The 19620-nt window shown below is 47.9% G+C and carries 18 protein-coding genes; 17 read left to right on the plus strand and 1 reads right to left on the minus strand.

What is annotated here, in order from left to right; translation table 11 throughout:
• Window positions 1–357 precede the first annotated feature (357 nt).
• Window positions 358–903 (plus strand): ribosome hibernation-promoting factor, HPF/YfiA family, encoded by a 546-nt coding sequence (hpf, locus tag VN447_RS04905; RefSeq protein ID WP_325523403.1) that lies wholly within the window; start codon window positions 358–360, stop codon window positions 901–903.
• Window positions 904–953: 50 nt separating this feature from the next.
• On the opposite strand, the gene VN447_RS04910 is transcribed toward hpf, so the two are convergent.
• Entirely contained in the window at window positions 954–1184 is a 231-nt protein-coding gene (locus VN447_RS04910) for a hypothetical protein (protein WP_325523405.1), read from the minus strand.
• Window positions 1185–1467: 283 nt separating this feature from the next.
• On the opposite strand from VN447_RS04910, the gene VN447_RS04915 reads away from it, so the two are divergent.
• The 16 genes from VN447_RS04915 to VN447_RS04990 all read left to right on the plus strand — a co-directional run bounded on the left by VN447_RS04915 (window position 1468) and on the right by VN447_RS04990 (window position 19588).
• Entirely contained in the window at window positions 1468–2727 is a 1260-nt protein-coding gene (locus VN447_RS04915; protein ID WP_325523407.1) for a [FeFe] hydrogenase, group A, read from the plus strand.
• Window positions 2728–2739: 12 nt separating this feature from the next.
• Window positions 2740–3051 carry an iron hydrogenase small subunit gene (locus VN447_RS04920; protein ID WP_325523409.1) on the plus strand — a complete coding sequence of 104 codons (312 nt, stop codon included), beginning with the start codon at window positions 2740–2742 and terminating at the stop codon, window positions 3049–3051.
• A gap of 14 nt (window positions 3052–3065) precedes the next feature.
• On the plus strand, window positions 3066–3764 hold the full coding sequence (locus VN447_RS04925) for a cytochrome b/b6 domain-containing protein (protein ID WP_325523411.1): 699 nt from the start codon (window positions 3066–3068) through the stop codon (window positions 3762–3764).
• A 226-nt stretch (window positions 3765–3990) separates the two neighbouring features.
• Window positions 3991–6513 (plus strand): preprotein translocase subunit SecA, encoded by a 2523-nt coding sequence (gene secA / locus VN447_RS04930; protein WP_325523413.1) that lies wholly within the window; start codon window positions 3991–3993, stop codon window positions 6511–6513.
• Window positions 6514–6524: 11 nt separating this feature from the next.
• Window positions 6525–7635, plus strand: a protein-coding gene (gene prfB / locus VN447_RS04935; RefSeq protein WP_325523415.1) for a peptide chain release factor 2 whose coding sequence is annotated in 2 segments (ribosomal slippage) — window positions 6525–6596 and window positions 6598–7635 — 1110 coding nt in all. Because the reading frame shifts where the segments join, the coding sequence is not laid out codon by codon here.
• Between the two features lie 30 nt (window positions 7636–7665).
• Complete coding sequence (locus tag VN447_RS04940) at window positions 7666–8358, plus strand: DUF2993 domain-containing protein (RefSeq protein ID WP_325523417.1); 693 nt, start codon at window positions 7666–7668, stop codon at window positions 8356–8358.
• A gap of 62 nt (window positions 8359–8420) precedes the next feature.
• Window positions 8421–10490, plus strand: a complete 2070-nt coding sequence (locus VN447_RS04945; protein WP_325523419.1) for a DUF5693 family protein — start codon at window positions 8421–8423, stop codon at window positions 10488–10490.
• A complete protein-coding gene (gene csaB / locus VN447_RS04950) occupies window positions 10483–11574 on the plus strand; it encodes a polysaccharide pyruvyl transferase CsaB (protein ID WP_325523421.1) in 1092 nt (363 codons plus the stop codon). Before VN447_RS04945 ends, csaB begins: the two co-directional genes overlap by 8 nt.
• 13 nt (window positions 11575–11587) lie before the next feature.
• A complete protein-coding gene (locus VN447_RS04955; RefSeq protein WP_325523424.1) occupies window positions 11588–12433 on the plus strand; it encodes a YitT family protein in 846 nt (281 codons plus the stop codon).
• Window positions 12434–12707: 274 nt separating this feature from the next.
• Window positions 12708–13553, plus strand: a complete 846-nt coding sequence (locus VN447_RS04960; RefSeq protein WP_325523426.1) for a transketolase — start codon at window positions 12708–12710, stop codon at window positions 13551–13553.
• Window positions 13554–13735: 182 nt separating this feature from the next.
• Complete coding sequence (locus tag VN447_RS04965; protein ID WP_325523539.1) at window positions 13736–14680, plus strand: transketolase family protein; 945 nt, start codon at window positions 13736–13738, stop codon at window positions 14678–14680.
• 86 nt (window positions 14681–14766) lie between these two features.
• Entirely contained in the window at window positions 14767–15507 is a 741-nt protein-coding gene (locus VN447_RS04970) for a site-2 protease family protein (RefSeq protein ID WP_325523428.1), read from the plus strand.
• A gap of 126 nt (window positions 15508–15633) precedes the next feature.
• Window positions 15634–16320 carry a cell division ATP-binding protein FtsE gene (gene ftsE, locus VN447_RS04975; protein ID WP_325523430.1) on the plus strand — a complete coding sequence of 229 codons (687 nt, stop codon included), beginning with the start codon at window positions 15634–15636 and terminating at the stop codon, window positions 16318–16320.
• Window positions 16310–17197: a permease-like cell division protein FtsX gene (gene ftsX, locus VN447_RS04980; RefSeq protein WP_325523437.1), complete on the plus strand. Its 888-nt coding sequence runs from the start codon at window positions 16310–16312 to the stop codon at window positions 17195–17197. The genes ftsE and ftsX overlap by 11 nt, the downstream gene beginning before the upstream one ends.
• Before the next feature lie 14 nt (window positions 17198–17211).
• Window positions 17212–18348, plus strand: coding sequence for a murein hydrolase activator EnvC family protein (locus VN447_RS04985; RefSeq protein ID WP_325523439.1), 1137 nt, complete (start codon window positions 17212–17214; stop codon window positions 18346–18348).
• A gap of 103 nt (window positions 18349–18451) precedes the next feature.
• Complete coding sequence (locus VN447_RS04990; protein WP_325523441.1) at window positions 18452–19588, plus strand: S41 family peptidase; 1137 nt, start codon at window positions 18452–18454, stop codon at window positions 19586–19588.
• Window positions 19589–19620 lie beyond the last annotated feature (32 nt).

The following is a 19620-nucleotide window of genomic DNA, read 5'->3' on the forward strand; positions in this document are numbered from 1 at the left end:
GGAACCGTTAAGAGTTAGAATGTAGGTCTTAAGCGAGCAATAGACCCTCTTTCTTGCTTAAATAAAGACATTGTGATGATTTATCTCTCTCGAATGGACTGGAACAGTCCAAATCACTCTTTTTTTAAGCAGACTCCCTGACAGAAAATATAACTTTCTCCTGGACAAGGGCAACATCGGCTTCCGCTTTCGTCAAAGTCTAGGCGCAAGCCGTGTTTTCTTTATACAAGCAGCTGTCCATTTTTAAGAAATTTCGGGAAATGTGTAAAAAAATAAAAGATAGAGAATTTTTAGACAGGAATTTTTAAATGAATAGGGAATATTAAATATATAGGATCAGGAAAGGGGATGGGTAGTATGGCAATTACAGTACGTGGAAAAAACATCGAGATTACACCAGCACTAAAAGACTATGTCGCCAAACGCGTTGGTAAAGTCACTAAATATTTTGACGGTGCCAGTATGGGCGAGATTACTGCAATCCTCACTGTTAATAAAGGGCGTCACATTGTTGAGGTAACCGTGCCCATCAACGGCATACTTCTCCGGGGCGAAGAAGCAACGACTGATATGTACGCTTCCATTGACTTGGTCATTGAAAAACTGGAAAAGCAAATTGAAAAATATAAGACGAAACTATCCCGCAAGTTAAAAACCGGCAGCTTTAAAACCGATTTGGTACCTGCGGCAGCGCCAGCGGTTCAAACAGTCAGCGAAGATGAGTTCAACATTGTCAAAACCAAGCGGTTTGCCATTAAGCCGATGAATGCCGACGAGGCAGTTATGCAGATGAATCTTATCAACCATGATTTCTTCGTATTTATGAATTCCGATACCGAGGAGGTCAATGTCGTTTACCGCCGTAAAGACGGTCAATACGGTTTAATTGAACCAGAATTCTAAGAGTTCTAATCAAACAAAAATAAACGAGCCGGGTAGCTAACCTGGCTCGTTTAAGTTTGACGTTGTGTCCGCATTTCCGACCTGCGTTTAATAATAATCTCAGCGAGTGATGCTGACTCCATTTCCTGCGCTTTTTGCGCAAATTCCTGTCTGGTGAACAGGCCTTTTTCAATTAAGAGTTCTATCAGCGTAGCAATTGCGAGCGTATTTTTGTAGTCGACATCTTTAAGATCAGCAAGCTGACCGGCAATATCCAGCATGTTCATTACATCACGACTCATGGTAAAACCTCCTAAAGGGATGAACTCCTTAAACCTTTTCTAATAGTATGCACAACTATGCCGGAAAATAAACCAATTATGGCTATTTTTCCCAATAGTGAAATAAATAACTTGTTCAGACTATTCCAATATTTATTGACAAGTTCCACAATATAACTTACAGTTAAATCATGTATTTATATTTCTTATAGTATATCATTGCTATTAAATGTTCCAGATTTCACAATGTCCATTGTCGCACAGGCACTAATAATTTAATTTTCGTAGGTGAGGAGGTTTTGTCTTGAAAGGCTTTCAATCACAGGAGTTAACCCGTATTATTGAAATTGACCGCAAGACATGCAAAGGCTGTGACTCGTGTAAGGCATTTTGTCCAACAGACGCTATCGAGGGCAAATACGGAGCCATACACAAAATCAGCAGCGAAAAATGCATTTCCTGCGGTCAATGCCTTGTCAACTGTCCATTTGGTGCTCCACAGGATACTGTGGACGTCGTGGATAAGGTAATTGACAAGCTCAAGAACAAACAAGTGACAGTTGTCGGCACAATTGCGCCGGCTGTTCGTGTTGCTATCGGCGAGGAGTTCGGGATGGAGCCAGGCAGTCTGGTTACCGAGAAACTGTATGGTGCAATGAAGCAGGCCGGTTTTAAAGTGCTTGATACCAACTTTACTGCCGACCAGACCATCATGGAAGAAGGTATGGAGCTTATTGCCAAAATCCGGCACTATGCCTTAGGTGAGCCAACGGAACATCATTTAGGACCATTGCCGCAGTTTACTTCCTGTTGCCCGGCTTGGGTCAGGTATGCCGAGCTGTATTACCCGGAACTGCTGCCGAATATGTCCTCTGCTAAGTCGCCGATGATGATGGCTGGCGCCCTGGCTAAAACCTATGGTGCAACTGAAGTTTGGAAGGTAAATCCTGAAGACATATTTATGGTTGGTGTTATGCCCTGTACTGCCAAGAAGTTTGAGGCTTCGCGCCCTGAGTTCCACAGCGCCGCCCACTATTGGCAAACGCAGGGAAAATCGGGCAACTATCCTGATATAGATGTAGTTCTTACCACAAGAGACTTGGCTCGCCTGTTCAAGAAACTGAACATTGACGTCAAAACTGTTGCTGAATTTACTGATAAAGACAACCCGTTAGCCCAGTATAGCGGAGCTGGCACAATTTTTGGCAACACCGGCGGCGTAATGGAAGCTGCTTTACGGACAGCCTATTTTGTCATTACCGGCAAAGAGCTGGATGTCTTGGAATTTAAGCCTGTACGCGGCCTCAAGGGCGTAAAAGAAGCCAGTGTTACCATGAAAGATGCCAAGACAGGCAAAGAGGTTACTCTTAAAGTAGCTGTAGCCCATGGCACTAAAGAGAATGTAAAACCGCTCCTGGATGAGGTCAAAGCAGGCAAATCGCCGTACCACTTCATCGAAATAATGAACTGTCCCGGCGGCTGTGTTAACGGTGGTGGCCAGCCGATCAATCCGATGGGCACTTCATGGCTGGATAAAGCCAAGGCCGTACTGCCTTGGGCATAAGGAGGGAACACTATGGCGCGTTATGATTATGTAGAAAAAGCCGTCAAGGTTTCACGGCGTGAATTCTTAGGAATAGTGGGTGTGGCAGGCGCCGTTCTTTGGACTGGCGCGTATGTAGCCACAGATTTGGTGCAGGATCGCACTAAATACATCAAGCTGCGGGCACAAGGCATTTATAAAGATGATGAAAAGTCAAAAATCCGCCAAAGCCATAACAATCAGGCAGTTACTGATGTATACAAAAAGTTTGCCCATAACCCGCTCAGCCATCTGGCCGAGGAACTCTTTCATACTAAATATGTAAATCGGACTAAGTTGGTGTAGGAGGGATAATACTGATGAGCCATCATGATGAACACGGCCCGCGAGTACTGAAACATCCTCTTATCTCGCGGCTATTTCACTGGGGTTTGATTCTCGGTTTTTTACCGGCGGCAATCACTGGATTTTTTATCTGGCTGAAGCCTTTCGGCGATGATATGCAGAACCTTATCATGCAGATTCACATTGTCGGTGCGAGCATTCTTACTATATCCTGTATACTCTATACGATTTTTGGATTAGACAGAATTGTTGCCTTTACCCGTCGCATATTCTCCTGGGATGACCGGGATATCGGCTGGATGCTGATTTGCGGCGGCTATCCGCAAAAAATGCTGTTAGGTAAAACCATTCCTGTACCACCGATGGGTAAAATGAACTCCGGCCAGAAGCAAATGGGTATTATGATGTTGATCGGCGGCATTGTCCTGATTGTTACCGGTTGGGCCCTGTACGCTTTCTTGCCGGTAGCACCGAAAGCAGTAATGTACTGGTTTGATATGTTACATCTGGTGATTGGCATATTCCTCGGACTGTGCGTGTTTGCGCATATATTCCTTGGCATCTATAACTGGGGTGAGTTTTTGTGCATGTTTGGTGATGGCACTCAGTCGATCCAGGAAGCTGAGCATCATAACCCGGTATGGGTAGCTAACGAAATCGAGCCGGTCAAAGGCGGCCAAACTACCGTCCCCGGCCAGCATCAGGCAGGTTAAGCAAGCGGCTGGTTTTGCTATGAAAGGCATTGCCTGCTAAAGTGAAAAGTGAGATTGCTTCGCGATGCGAAGCAATCTCCTTTTCGTTTTCCAGCCTACCCAATTTTTGACTTTATACAGGGAATCTGTTAAAATCATATATTAGGCACATACTAAGCCTACGACTGTTTAAAAACGGTCTAAACTTTGTAATTAGATATCATTGTTTTGCCGGGGAGTTGATAATTTGTTTAAATTTTTGAAAAACTTATTTGGTGATGATAACGAAAAAGAGATTAAACGCATGCTGCAATTGGTTGAAAAAATCAATGCGTTTGAACCCGAGCTTCAGAACATGAGTGATACCTCACTGACTGCCAAGACGAGTGACTTTAAACGTCGTCTTGATAAAGGCCAGACAATTGATGATATTTTGCCGGAAGCGTTTGCTGTGGTGCGGGAAGCCTCGCGCCGCGTGCTGGCCATGCGTCACTTTGATGTGCAAATGGTGGGCGGCATAACGCTGCATGAAGGCAAAATTGCTGAGATGCGTACAGGCGAAGGTAAAACACTGGTAGCTACCCTGCCGGTATACTTGAACGCATTAACAGGCAAAGGGGTGCATGTTGTTACCGTCAATGACTATCTGGCGCGCCGTGACAGCGAGTGGATGGGAAAACTATACCGCTACCTCGGCTTGTCTGTTGGTCTGATTGTTCACGGTCTTGACTTTGACGAGCGCAAACTGGCGTATAGCTCTGATGTTACATATGGCACCAACAACGAATTTGGTTTTGACTACCTCAGGGATAACATGGTTATTTACCCGGAGCAAATGGTGCAGCGGCCTCTCAATTACTCGATTGTCGACGAAGTTGACAGTATTTTAGTTGATGAAGCGCGGACACCGCTCATTATTTCCGGCCCTGGTGAGAAGTCAACAGACCTTTATTTTGTGTTGGCAAAAGTTGTTCCCAAACTCAAAGAAGGCGAAGACTATACCATTGATGAGAAAGCCCATACGGTAGCACCTACCGAAGCCGGTGTAGCTAAAGCAGAAAAGCTGCTTAATGTGCAGAACCTCTATGAAAGCGAAAACATAGAGATGTCCCATCACTTTAACCAGGCTCTCAAAGCCAATGCTCTCATGAAGCGCGACCGCGACTATGTGGTTAAAGACGGCGAAGTAATCATTGTTGATGAATTTACCGGCCGCCTTATGTTTGGCCGCCGTTACTCTGATGGTCTTCATCAGGCTATTGAAGCCAAAGAAGGCGTCAAAATTGAGCGCGAAAGTCAGACACTGGCCACAATTACCTTCCAGAACTATTTCCGCATGTATAAAAAATTAGCCGGTATGACAGGTACAGCCAAGACGGAAGAGCCTGAATTCCGGAAAATCTATAATCTTGACGTTGTCGTTGTTCCACCCAACCGGGAGATGCAGCGGCAGGATTTGCCTGACATTATTTATAAAACGAAGCGGGCCAAATATAAAGCTGTTGTTGCCGAAATTGCCGAAAAGCATAGCAAGGGCCAGCCGGTTCTTGTCGGCACCACCTCGATTGTCCAGTCGGAAGATTTGTCGGCAATGCTCAAGAAACAGGGTGTGCCCCACAATGTTCTGAATGCAAAATTTCATGAAATGGAAGCACAGATTGTAGCACAGGCCGGTCAGGCTGGTGCTGTGACAATTGCGACAAATATGGCCGGTCGTGGCACTGACATTGTACTCGGAACCGGCGTATCCGACCTGGGCGGACTTCACATTATCGGTACTGAGCGGCATGAGAGCCGCCGGATTGATAATCAGCTGCGTGGCCGGGCCGGCCGTCAGGGCGACCCAGGGTCATCACGGTTTTACTTGTCGCTGGAAGACGATCTTATGCGCCTGTTTGGCTCTGAGAATATTGCCGGTATCATGGATAAACTGGGAATGGAAGAGGATGAGCCGATTGAACACGCTCTGATTACCCGGTCTATTGAGCAAGCGCAGAAGAAGGTCGAAGCACGTAACTTTGACATCCGCAAATATGTGCTTGAATACGATAATGTTATGAACCAGCAGCGTGAGGTTATCTATAGTCAGCGTAAGAAGATCTTGTTAGGCGAAAACCTTAAAGAAAACATCTTTAACATGATTGAAAAGCTTATTGATCATGGTATGGATTTGTATGCCAATGAAAAAGTGTACCCGGAAGAATGGGATTATGCCGGGCTTATTGAATACTGTGAGGGCTTCTTTGCGCCTGCCGGTGAACTTAAAGTAGATGTGCTCGATAAACTGAGCCGTGAAGAGCTTAAGGAAGAGCTCATGCGGGCAGCTGATACCGCATATAGCGGACGCGAAGCACTGTTTGGCCCGGATAATATGCGTGAACTCGAAAAAGTTGTCATGCTCAAAACCGTAGATGCCAAATGGATGGATCACCTTGATGCCATGGAAATGCTGCGTCAAGGCATTGGCTTACGGGCCTATGGTCAAAAAGATCCGCTTATTGAGTATAAGCTCGAAGGCTTTGACATGTTCCAACAAATGATTGAGCATGTTCAGGAAGATATTGTCCGCTACATATTTAGAGTTAATATCATTTCACAGGCGCAGCCTGAAGACCATCTGCGCGGAGCCCACACCAGCCGTGGCGACGAAGAAGGCGACAAACAGGCGCAGCCGGTAGAGCCGGTAGTTAATGCCGACACAACAGGCCGCAATGAATTGTGTCCCTGCGGCAGCGGTAAAAAGTATAAACGCTGCTGTGGGGCTAAGTAGGAGATGAGATAGTGCTTTTGGAAGACTTACGCGGGTCAATTGAGACCCTGGCCAAACGGCTTGACGAAATGAGGGTTTCTCTTTGACGTTGCCGGTAAATCGGAACGAATTGAAGAGTTAGAAGATAGAATGAGCGATCCTGCCTTCTGGGATAATCCTGAGGAAGCCCAGAAAACTGCCCAGGAGGTTACTCGTTTAAAAGATAGTATCAGCCAGCACCGTGACCTGGCTACCCGGCATAGCGATATGGCCACTTTATGGGAGCTGGGGATGGAGGAAGCTGACGAGAGTGTTTACGCTGAAGTAACAGCGGCCCTTACCGGCATTGAGCGGGAGCTTGAACAGGTTGCGCTTACCCTAATGCTGTCAGGTGAATATGACGGCAACAACGCCATATTGACACTCCATGCCGGTGCCGGTGGTACTGAGGCGCAGGATTGGGCCCAGATGCTCCTGAGGATGTATGTTCGCTGGGCTGAAAAGAGAAACTATAAAGTAGAAACAATGGACTTTCTGGCCGGTGACGAAGCCGGTGTAAAAAGTGTTACCATAATGATTACCGGCACAAACGCCTATGGCTACTTAAAAGCGGAAAAGGGAGTGCACCGCCTTGTCCGCATTTCACCGTTTGATGCCAGCGGCCGCCGTCATACCTCGTTTGCTGCTGTAGACGTCATGCCAGAGATTGACGATTCGGTGGAAATTAGTATTAATCCGGTCGATCTCCGCGTTGATACCTTCCGGGCCAGCGGTGCCGGCGGGCAGCATATCAACAAAACCGATTCGGCTGTCCGCATGACTCATCTGCCTACAGGTGTTGTTGTCCAATGCCAAAGTGAGCGTTCCCAGATTCAAAACCGCGAACAGTGTATGCGTCTCTTACGTGCCAGGCTGTTTGAGCTTGAGCGGCAGAAACAAGACGAAAAGAAGGCCGAGTTAGGCGGCGAATATCAGGCTATTGAATGGGGCAGCCAAATTCGTTCTTACGTTTTCCATCCGTACAACCTGGTAAAAGATCACCGTACAGCGGCTGAGACCGGCAATGTGCAGGCCATTATGGACGGGGAAATAGACTTGTTTCTTGAAGCCTATTTAAAGAGTGATTTGAATTCGCGAGGATAAAGGTAAGATTGCTCAAAGGGGGCGTATGACATGAAACGCCTAACAACGATAATTCTGTTTATCACCATGGTGTTAGCCGCTGTCGAGATAGTGCTGCCCAAGGTGGTATCTGATGCTGTTGCCCAAGGTCTGCGTGACTTGACAGGCAGTAAGCAGGTAGTGGCCAAAGTGGATAAAAGCCCGGCTATTTTCATGCTGGGAGGTAAGTTCGACCGGGTGTCGGCAGATGCCAGTGACGTTAAAGCCGATAAGTTAACTATTCGCAATATGCATATTACGTTAACTGGTGTTGCCGTCGATATTCAGTCACTGCTTACTAACAGGACGTTGGTACTCCAAAAGGTGGACGATGCCGTTATTACCACCACGATAACCCAGGAGGAGCTGGCTGCATTTCTGAACAGCTCGGTAAAAGGCGTCAAGAACGCCGCCGTTACCATTACCCCTGGTAAGGTGGAAGTCAGCAGCGTCTTGACCTTGGGAGGGATTGCCCGGGTCGATGTCAAGCTGGAAGGCCGGATTGCCGGTGACCGGGAGAATCACAGCATTAAATTTGTCACAGACCGGTTTTGGCTTAACAACACCCCTGTCGGAAATATCGGTGGCTCACTCCTGACCGAGGTGCTGCTGCTTGACCTCAAAAAACTGCCATTTGGCGTGAATGTGCGTGATATTGTCATGGAACAGGGACAAGTCGTTATTTATACTGATAACCGGAAATAGTGTTTAGTGTAATTCAATTGAAACAGCATTTAGCAAGCAGTTTCAAAAAGGGTGGAGAGATTTTGACAACCTTTACATACAACAAGCTGCTAATCGGTCTCATTATTATCGGGCTGTTAGCGGCAGTTACGGTTGACTGGCAGCGTCACACGGTAGAACAAGCTAATTCTACCGTGGAGTTGGTCATGGAATACGAAGACCTTGTGGAACTGGCGCAAATCGAAGGTGTTCAACCGGACAGCCTGCTTACTCAGTTTAAGACAGCAGGCATTACTTCATTGGCTGTGTATGAAGCCACTCTGGAAAAGCTCAATAAAAGCGGCAAAATAACAGCGCTGCCTGGTGCAGAAATTCTCCACCAAAATCGCACAGGTACGCTCACTGACCCGTTTTGGCGCAGCTTAATTGCCGAGGGCAAAATAAAGGCTGAAGACGTGTACGTTGTTGGCCAGGATAAAAAAGTTTTTATGGAAGTGCTAAGCGATTTGAATCGCCGTTTGGGGCCAGGCAGGGTAACCCTGCTGGCTGAAGGTGAGCGGCCGGTTTTGGCAGCGAAAGCCAATTTCGAGAAAGTGGTCAAATGGAACCTGGGTCTTCCGTCAGACGAACTGGCCGCTGTAGATAAGCTGGGTTTTTACGTAGTCCCCCGTCCGACTAACTATACCAAGGTAACCCCGGATGATGTTAATTCAGTGTTCAGTCGCTTATCAGGTATTAATAACCTGAGCAGTATGATTTTTGTTGGGGATGAAGTCTTAGGTTATCCTGATTTGTTACCCCTTACTGCCAGCAATTTTAAAGAAAGAAAACTAACACTGGCGATGATTGAACACCCGCTTCAATTACAGTTTTTCAAACAGGAGGGGCTGATTGAACTGGCTGTTGCCAATAACTATCAGTCCGCCCGTGTGTACACCATTCCCAAAGATGAACAGCCTAAGCTTAAATTAGCTGAGGCCATTCAGCGTTGGGCGGTTACCGATCAGGAACGAAATATTCGTATTAATCTCATGCGTAAGTATGAAAAACCTGAGCCGGGCAAGACACTCGTTGAAACCAATTTGGCCTATGTGTCAGGCGTAAAAGAAGACCTGATTGCTGCGGGCTTTACTACTGGAAGGGCGACTACCTTTAAGCCCTATTTCCCGGCACCGTGGCTGTTAGCTGTTATTGTGCTTGGGGCGACAGCTGCCGGGGTGCTTTACTTATCACTTGTATATCCGTTTTCTGCCCGTTGGCAGTACGCGCTTGTGGCGCTGCTGGCAGCGGTATTGATATTCCCCATTCTTAAAGGCGGCGGCACACTGAGTCGCCAGATGGCTGGTTTGGCCAGCGCTATCCTTTTCCCGGCGTTAGCGATGACTTGGCAGCTTGACCGCTGGCGCGCGCAGGAGGCGGTCGGGCAATTCGGACATTCTGCCAATATCGGTCGTATTATTACTGCTGGTTTGGGAGCACTTGTCGTTACAACACTGTTATCATTAGTGGGCGGATTGTATTTAGGGGCTGTTCTTAGTGATGTGCGATTTTTTCTGGAGATGGAGATATTCCGGGGTGTAAAGCTGACTTTTGTTGCGCCGCTTATATTAGTAACCATAGTGTACTTAACCCGGTATAATCTGTTTGATAATGCTCTTTCTCGGGATGCCCGCGGGTTATGGCGTCAGGTAGTTACGATCCTGAACTATCCGGTGACGATTAGAGCACTGCTGTTTGTTGGGGCGGCTGCTTTTGCCGCGTGGGTATTTATCGGCCGTTCCGGGCATACTGCCGGTGTGCCTGTACCTGCTGCTGAGCTTAAGCTTCGAGCACTCTTAGAGCAGGTCATGTATGCGCGGCCGCGGGGGAAAGAATTTTTAATCGGCCATCCGGCGTTTTTATTAGCGGCTATGGCTGTCTATCGTCAGTGGCCGAGGCTTGTTCAATACATTTTAATTATAACGGCTACCATTGCCCAGGGTTCGATTGTTGAGACGTTCGCGCATCTGAGGACGCCGATCTTCATGTCGGTCATCCGGGGCTTGGATGGCTTGGTGTTAGGTGCAGTAGTTGGCGCGGCTGCGGTTATCGGTGTGTACGTAATCCAAGTCGTAATCGCCCGTTTGGGAAGGAGTCCGGCAGCCCATGAGTGAAATTGTTGTTTCAGGCTATTATGGTTTTGCCAACGCCGGTGATGAGGCCATGTTGGCGGCCATGATTGAGGCTTTGACCGACATTGACCCCAATATTCATATTACCGTTATCTCCGGCGATCCGGACGATACCAGGCGGCGGCATGGCGTTTCGGCTGTCTACCGTCTTAACTATCCGGAAATCGCCAGAGTGATGGCGAAAAGTCGGCTGCTAATCAGCGGCGGCGGCAGCCTGCTCCAAGATGTGACCAGCGACCGCAGTCTCTACTATTATCTTAGTATTATGATGCTGGCCAAGAAACTGGGAAAACCTGTCATGCTTTATGCCCAGGGCATCGGTCCGGTACAGGGGGCGCTGGCTCAGGGCGCTATGCGCTATATTGGCAATATGGTTGACCTGATTACTGTCCGCGATGATGGTTCCTTTGAGGAGCTTAAGCGGTTAAAAGTGACAACGCCTCCCATCTATATAACAGCTGACCCGGTGCTGGCTATGCATCAGGTCGATAAACAAATCGGCCGCTCAATTCTAAAAAAGCACGAGCAGGAAGGTGTGGCCCCCTTAATTGGCATCTCGGTACGGGAGTGGAAGGACTGGAGCCATTTTAAACACGTGCTGGCCCATGCAGCAGATCTGATGATCGAGGAATTGGGTGCCAGGGTGGTGTTCATCCCGATGCAGTGGCCTGATGATCTTAGTGTTTCAAAAAAAATAGCCAGCCGCATGAAAAATAAGTCTGGCGTGCTGCCTGGTGAATATACTACCAGTGAGCTGCTATCCCTTGTCGGCAATCTGGATCTTTTAATTGGCATCAGGTTGCATGCGCTTATTTTTGCCGCTGTTATGCATGTGCCGATGGCCGGCATCTCATATGACCCTAAAATCGATCGTTTTCTTGAAACCATTGGGGAAAGACATGTCGGCACGCTCAAGACAATCAATGCTGACAGCCTGATGGCCAGAATACGCGAACTGTGGGATGAACGTAAACAGCCCAATCGCGAGCGGGTAGAACATATCAATATTTTGCGCAACAAAGCTTTTCAAAACGCCGAACTCGCGCTCAGCCTGATAAGGAAATAATAAGGGGGTAGCGATGGTGACGAGGAAGTGGATACGTGACTATTTAGGAATTGTGCTGGGCACGGTTATCACCGCGCTGGCGCTTAATATCTTCTTAATCCCTAATAAAGTTGCAGCAGGCGGCGTGAGCGGCCTGGCCACTGTTTTTCACTATGCTTTCGGCCTGCCGGTTGGTATGACTATGCTAGCGCTGAACATTCCGCTGTTTTTTGCAAGCGTTAAGATACTTGGCACCAGGTTTGGCATTAATACCCTTTTAGGTGCAGCAGTACTGAGTATATCTATTGATTTGACGGCGCCTTTTACCCGGATACTGACAAGTGATCTGCTGCTCAACTCGCTCTATGGTGGCGTGCTGTCAGGTATTGGCATGGGTCTGGTATTTAAGTTTAAGGGAACTACTGCCGGGACTGATTTAGCTGCAGCTATCATTAACAAGTTAACAGGTATTAGCGTCGGCCAGGCACTGTTAGGTGTTGACTTCTTTGTTATTGCCTTGGCCGGATTTGTTTTTGAAAGTGCCGAATTATCATTATATGCACTGATTAGCCTATTTGTTACCACCCAGATCATCGATCTGGTACAGGAAGGGCCTAGTACTGCCAAAGCATTTTTTATTATGTCCAATTCACCCGAAGCGGTAGCTGATGCCATCATGGCTGAACTTGGCCGGGGTGTTACATTTTTATCAGGACGTGGCGGTTACACTCAGACTGACCGTGATGTCGTTTTTTGTGTTGTCAGTACCAGCGAGGTTACACTTGTTAAAGACCTGGTGTACCGTATTGACCGCCAGGCTTTTGTTATTGTCGCCGATGCGCATGAGGTGCTGGGCGAAGGCTTTACTTCCCCGCGCTGAAACGGGCGATAAACGCCCACCTGCTTCGTTGCTCCTCAGAACGATTGCTTGCGTACGGATGTACGCGGCGCTGCACGTTCTTCCGGTGCGCCTCGCATCTGGGCATTTCTCGCCCGTTTCAGGCCTCAGGCATTTAAGTTGATTTAATGCAATTATAGATAGAGTATGTGACTCGTCCAGCGAAGCTGGACATCGAGACTCGGTGGGGATTATCTCCTGCTTAAAGAAGTGAGACTCTTAATTCGATAAAGACTATGGGAGGTTGTTGAAAGATATGGTAAAAAAGTTAACACCGGAACAGCTCCATGAGCTTGCCGGTCGGGCCAAGTCCATCAGGCGCAATATTGTAAGCATGGTTACTGAAGCTAAATCAGGCCATCCCGGCGGTTCGCTGTCTGCTGCCGACATTCTCTCGGTGCTGTATTTTGCTGAAATGAATGTGGAGCCTGCTAAGGCGAAAGACGCTGATCGCGACCGTTTTGTACTGTCAAAGGGGCATGCGGCCCCGGTGCTGTATGCTACGCTTGCTGAAAAAGGGTATTTGCCTGTGGAAGAACTGCTTACGCTGCGCAAGGTCAACAGCCGTCTGCAGGGTCACCCTGAGATGAAGGGGATCCCTGGTGTCGATATGTCGACAGGTTCTTTGGGACAAGGCTTGAGTGCTGCTAATGGTATGGCGCTGGCTGGCAAAATTGACGCAAGGAATTACCGGGTGTATGCCCTGTTAGGTGACGGCGAATTGGAAGAAGGCCAGATCTGGGAGGCCGCCATGTTTGCTGCTCATTATAAATTGGACAACCTTACCGCCTTTGTTGACTTTAACGGCCTGCAAATTGACGGCCCTGTTGCCGAAGTCATGTCGCCGCTGCCTATCCCTGAAAAATGGCAGGCTTTCGGCTGGAATGTGCTTGTCATCGACGGACACAACTATAACGAAATCTATGATGCCATTCAAGCAGCCAAGACGGTAAAAGACAAACCAACCATGATTGTGGCCAAAACCATCAAGGGTAAAGGCGTCTGCAAAATGGAAAACGTTGCCGACTGGCACGGTAAAGCCCCCAGCCGCGAAGAATGCGAGCTGTTCTTAGCTGAATTAAACGAGATGGAAAGTCAATAATTCTCTCTCGTTATTAAAAATTATGAATATACACGCGGGTGGCTATGAATGTCCAGATGCTAGGCGCGACGAGAACCGTAGCGGAGGCGTACACGTGGTACGCTGAGCAACGGATCGCAGGAGCAACAACGCAGATGGGCGTTCAGAGCCGCCCGCCTATGAAAGAGGTGCAAAAACAAAAGATGGCCAACCAATTAGCCACTCGCGAAGCCTACGGTCTGGCACTTAAAGACCTGGGTGATCGCAATAATAATGTCGTGGTGCTGGACGCTGACCTGTCCAAATCCACTAAGACCAACGTATTTGCCAAAGCGCATCCAGACCGGTTTTTCAATGTCGGTATTGCCGAGCAGAATATGATGGGTGTGGCTGCCGGCTTAGCCGCTGCCGGTAAGGTTCCTTTTGTATCGACCTTCGCCATGTTTGCTACTGGCCGGGCGTTTGAACAAATCCGTAACTCGATTTGCTATCCTAAGCTTAATGTTAAGATTGCGGCTACCCACGCTGGGCTGACCGTTGGTGAAGACGGTGCATCCCATCAGTCGATTGAGGATATTGCTATCATGCGGGCAGTGCCGAATATGACAATCATTGTACCGGCTGATCCGACTGAGACTAAGCAAGCCATCGATTTTGCCGCTGAGTATCATGGCCCTGTCTATATCCGTTTAGGCCGTGCGGCTGTACCCAATATATTTGGAGAAGCTTATGAATTCCGTCTAGGTAAAGCCGCTCTTTTAACTGACGGTGTTGATTTGACTATTATTGCCTGCGGCATTATGGTTGCACCTGCCCGCCATGCGGCTGAACAACTTATTTCCCAGGGAATTAGTGCCCGGGTGCTTGATATGGCTTCAATCAAACCAATTGATAAAGATGCAATTATTGCCGCTGCCCGTGAGACCGGTGCCATTGTTACCTGCGAGGAACACAGCATCATCGGTGGCCTCGGCAGTGCTGTAGCCGAAGTACTTGTCGAAAACGTCCCTGTACCCATGGAAAGAGTCGGTGTTATGGACACTTTTGGTGAATCTGGCACACCAGGCGACCTGTTGAAAAAATACAATCTGACCGAAGAAGCTATTGTCGCAGCCGCCCAAAGGGTAGTTAGCCGTAAAAAAGCGTAAGGACGGACTGAAGCATTAAAGAAGCCCGCACATGCATATGTATTATGTATGTGCGGGCTTCTATCTTTATATTAAGGAGGGGTTGTGTGAAGTCCTGGAAAGTAATAAATCTGGGCCGCCGGGTATTGCGCAGAGCCGGGATCGGGATTGTTGGCCTGCTGGCGCTAATACAGATGGGCGGGGCCCTCTCGACAGCCGCCTCTATGTTGGTGTCGCTGGCTTTTTATGCCCTCGCATTTGGCGGTAAATTTGCGCTGGGATTTATTTTTCTTTTGCTGGTGCATGAACTAGGGCATGTTGCGGCTTCACGCATTGTCGGGCTCCGGGCCACTGGGCCGACCTTTATTCCATTTATCGGTGCTATAATTAGTTTAAACCGGGCCCCGGTCAACGCCAAAATGACAGCCAATATCGCCATTGGCGGCCCGGCGGCCGGTACCCTTAGCGCATTGGTATGTCTGGCTTTTTACCTATGGAGCGACAGTACACTCATACTGGTACTGGCGTATACAGCCTGTCTGCTGAATCTTTTTAATCTGATTCCCTGTGCGCCGCTTGACGGTGAACGCATTGCCGCTGCCATCTCACCGCGCCTTTGGTGGATTGGTAGTCTTGTTATTGGTGGAGTCTTTTTATATACATGTAATATATTAATCTTAATTATTTTTCTATTTTCCTTATTTGAGCTATGGCGGGGCGAAGACCATCAGGATAGCAGCTATTATCAGCTTACAGCCACCCAGCGTCTCAATGTGGCCTGGTGGTATTTTGGTTTATTGAGTGTGCTCGGCATTACTACCTTATACACGCTGGATTTATTGAAGTAGTGTCATAACCTGGAAAAATATAGCAAGTAATATCGATATTACATGAATAAGGAGGTTTTTCGTAAATCATGTCGAATACAACTAATTGCTTTTAGTCTTTGAATTAACAATGGAGGTACTTTAGGATTGATTTACATGAGTGAAGTGTCGAAAGTATATAACAACGGCTCGGTTGCTCTAGCAGACGTTACAGTGGAAATCGGCAAAGGAGATTTTGTTTTTGTAGTCGGTCCGAGCGGCGCAGGCAAATCGACCTTCATTAAACTTATTTTCAGAGAGGAATTGCCTACCAGCGGGCGGCTTGTCGTTAACGGGCGCAACGTCATTGAGATGACGTCTAAGGAAGTGCCTTACTTACGGCGGGGCCTGGGGATTGTATTCCAGGATTATCGTCTGTTACCTAATAAAACCGTATATGATAATGTCGCTTTTGCTATGCAGGTGATTGAAGCTTCACGCCGCGAGATGCAAAAACGCGTTCATAATGTGCTTGACCTGGTAGGTCTCAGGCACAAGGTACGCACGTACCCGTCAGAACTGTCAGGCGGTGAGCAGCAGCGGGTGGCTATTGCCCGTGCGATTATTAATAATCCGGTTGTTGTGATTGCCGACGAACCAACAGGCAATCTTGATCCAGATACTTCATGGGAGATCATGAAGGTATTTGATACAATTAACAAGGCAGGCACCACCATTGTTATGGCTACTCATGATAAAACAGTGGTTGACGCTATGAAGAAACGGGTTATTGCCATCGAAAAGGGCCGTATCGTCCGTGACCAGGTAAAAGGAGTATACGGCTATGAAGATTAGGACATTTGAATATTTTGTGCGCGAGGCCATTTCTTCACTTAGACATAATGGACTTATGAGCATTGCGTCAGTAAGTACGGTTGCGTTGTCGCTGCTCATTTTGGGGATGTTCTTAGTCATGGTACTTAACCTTAACCACATGGCCTCAACACTGGAAACCCAAGTACAGATTACCGTATACATGGAAGACGCCTTGTCTGACCGGGACATGCGGGAAATTGGCACAAGGATAACCAAGCTCAGCGGTGTTACACAGGTTATGTTTGTTGATAAAGAACAAGCCTTGGTTAAGTTTAAAGACCGGCTGGGCGAGCAGCAGGGGCTTCTTACCGCTCTAGGCGACACCAATCCGCTGCCTAACTCTTTTGAAGTTAAAGTGGACAAGCCGGAGTTTGTTAAGCCTGTGGCTCAGGCAATCGGTCAGCTTAAAGGCGTGGAAACCGCCAAATATGGTCAGGAAGTCATTGAACAGCTGTTTAGTCTGACCAAGATGATCAGGATTGTTGGGCTTATCCTGATTGTTTTCCTGGCATTGGCGGCCTTGTTCATCATCGCCAATACCATCAGAATCACTGTATTTGCCCGCCGTAAAGAGATTGGGATTATGAAGTATGTTGGCGCAACAGACTGGTTTATCAGATGGCCCTTTATGATTGAAGGAATGATCTTAGGCTTTGGCGGAGCGCTCTGCGCTGTACTCATCTTGAGCCAGACCTACAGCACGCTAACTGAAAAAGTCTATGAATCACTGGCGTTTTTACCTCTGATTCCTAAAAATCCGTTTTTAACCCATATCAGCATTGTGCTGCTGGTGGTGGGGGCGGCAATCGGCGCACTGGGCAGTACTATTTCACTTCGTCGCTTTATGAAGGTGTAACAGGAGGGAGACTCTTGGTAATCAAACGGATTTTGTCTTTAGGTCTGGTTGCTTTGCTCTTGGCCAGCATACTAAGCACGGCGTTGGCCGATGAAATCGACCAAAAACAGCGCCAACTTCAAACGATTCAACGGGAGATGGGAATCCAGCAAAGTCGGGCGGCACAAGCGCAGCAGCAGGTTGACAGCGTATCAGGTCAACTTAGGGCTATTCAAGGTGACCTTGATACTGCTGCCAGTGAATATAACGCTATTTTATCAAAGCTGGCAGCTACCGAGCAGCAGATAACAGCAAACACGGAATTGCTGGCTAAAGTTGAAAAAAACCTGGCTGAGCGCAGCCAAGTTCTCAATAAGCGGATGCGGGATATTTATAAAAACGGTCAGGTGAATTATCTGGACGTACTGTTCGGCGCTGCCGACTTTGCTGATTTTACCACAAGGGCTGATTTACTAAAAAGGGTTGTTAATCAAGACCTGACGCTTGTTGCTCAGGTAAAGGCTGAACGTGAGCTTGTTGTTCAAAAACGGGCAGAGCTTGAGCGGGACAAAGCGGCCATTGCTGAGCTTAAGCAGCAGGCAACGGCTAAAAAGCTTGTGATCGAAGCCCGCAAAAGTGAGCGGGAAAAAGTATTAGATTCGGCAGTAAGTGAACGCGATACGGCAGAGCGTGCCTATCAGGAGCTTATGGATACCTCGCGTCAGATTGAACAAATGATCAGGAATATCCAGTCTGGCGGGAAGGCCTCTGGACCTGCGGGCGGCAGCGGTGCATTGATGTGGCCGGCCTCTGGCCCAATTACCTCGCCGTTCGGCTGGCGAACACATCCGATTTTTGGTACACAGCGCTTCCACAGCGGTATTGATATCGGTGCCGATTATGGCGATTCAATTCTGGCTGCAGATAGCGGTACGGTAATCTTCAGCGGCTGGATGGGCGGCTATGGCAAGGCGGTTATCATTGATCATGGCGGCGGCATCTCGACGCTCTATGCACACAACTCTGAACTGCTCGTGGAAGAAGGGGCCCGTGTACAAAAAGGGCAGTTGATCTCCCGCTGCGGTTCGACCGGCTATTCGACCGGCCCGCATTTGCATTTCGAGGTGCGTGAAAATGGTTCGCCAGTCAGCCCGATGGGATATCTGCCGTAGGATCGCAAGAATATTTATCGGCAATTTGACATATAGTTAAACAGATAAAATGAAAAAGGGATAAGTCCGGTATCGAACCCGCGACTTCAGCGAGGTGTATTGATTGAGCCGCCGTAAATTAATTTTTGGTGCAGTGCTATTGGTTTTAGTGACATTTTTGACAACATCGGCCGGATTCCTGTACCTGATGAATGCCTGGTCCTCTGATGTTGTCAGCACCATTAGAGTGCTGCGGGCAATGCAGGTTGTCAAATCCCGCTATGTCGAAGATGTTCCGGTTGAGACACTGATGGCCGGGTCAATTAAAGGCATGGTAAACTCCTTGAATGATCCGCATTCCGTGTATATGGATGCAAAAATGTTCAAAGAGTTTATGATTGAGACAGAGGGTTCCTTTGGCGGCGTTGGTATTGTTATCGGCACCAAAGATAAGCTGCTTACGGTTGTTGCGCCTATTGAAGGTACCCCAGGTGAAAAAGCCGGTATCAAAAGTGGTGACCAGATTATCAAGATCGATGGCCAGGATACCAAAGACCTGGCGCTTGACGAAGCTGTTAACAAAATCCGCGGCCCGGAAGGCAGCAAAATTGTTTTGACTATTCTGCGGGGACAGGAAGTCAAAGATTATACCCTAACCCGCTCCAACATTCAGATTAAGACTGTAGCCGGTAAAATGCTGGATAATAATATCGGCTATATTCGCATCGCGATGTTTAACGAAAATACAGGCAATGATTTTGTCCGCAAATTACAGGAACTTGAAAAACAAGGTCTAAAAGCTTTGGTGCTTGACCTTCGGGATAACCCGGGAGGGCTTTTGGATGAAAGCGTTAAAGTCGCCAGTCAGTTTGTCCCCAAAGGCCCGGTAGTTTCGGTTGTTACCCGGGACGGGCGCCGTGAAACTCACTCTTCCAACCTTGACGCGCCGAAATATCCGGTAGCCATTTTAGTTAACGGCGGCAGCGCCAGCGCCTCGGAGATTGTAGCCGGGGCGGCTCAGGATACCGGCGTGGGCACACTGATTGGTACTAAGACCTACGGAAAGGGTTCAGTCCAGACAGTGATCCGCCTTGATGAAGGCTCAGCCATTAAGCTGACCATCGCCAAGTATCTAACGCCTAAAGACAGGTCGATTAATGGTATCGGCATTGAACCTGATATTAAGGTTGAATTGCCTGAAGCCAAAGATAAAGATGTACAGCTTGATAAAGCACTTGAGGTTTTGAAAAGTAAAATGTAGGGATTGGGTTGGTTTATAGCGAATATAAACCA

It is taken from the genome of Sporomusa sp., from assembly GCF_035561155.1.
Taxonomy (GTDB): Bacteria; Bacillota; Negativicutes; order Sporomusales; family Sporomusaceae; genus Sporomusa.